We start from the raw sequence: 472 nt of genomic DNA, 5'->3' as shown, positions 1-472 counted from the left end.
CCACGACGGACAAAAAAGGTGGCCGGTTGTTAAGCGGCGGACACTTAACTTTGCGCACCGGCGACATCAATAACACCGGTGGGGTAATCGCGGCAGAGGGCAAAACCACCCTGACCAGCACCGCGCTCAATAATACGCAGGGCCAGATAGCCGGCAATGGCGGGCTGGGCATTCACAGCCGACAACTCACCAACCGCGAGGGCAGCTTACAATCCGCCGACGCCCTGACGCTGGAGACTGACGGGCAGTTACTGGATAACCAACAGGGGCGAATTCTGAGTGAGGGCGCTACCACAGTCACCAGTGGTCAGCTGGATAATACCGCGGGGCGGTTACAGTCGGGTGGCGACATGACCGTCGATACCCGCGGTCACTGGCTGGCTAATCCCCGCAATACCAACCCAAAAGGCGGCCAGTTGTTGAGTGGCGGACACTTAACTTTGCGTACCGGCGACATCAATAACACCGGCGG

At 59.3% G+C, this 472-nt stretch carries 1 protein-coding gene; it reads left to right on the top strand.

Going from position 1 to position 472, the window contains the following annotated elements; translation table 11 throughout:
- Window positions 1-26: 26 nt before the first annotated feature.
- On the top strand, window positions 27-472 hold a 446-nt coding region (locus AM629_RS21530; RefSeq protein ID WP_338049422.1), incomplete at its 3' end, for a hypothetical protein.

Origin of the sequence: Photorhabdus heterorhabditis (genome assembly GCF_001280945.1) — a bacterium.
Classification (GTDB): Bacteria; Pseudomonadota; Gammaproteobacteria; order Enterobacterales; family Enterobacteriaceae; genus Photorhabdus; species Photorhabdus heterorhabditis.
This window is presented reverse-complemented; position numbering and strand designations above follow the sequence as displayed.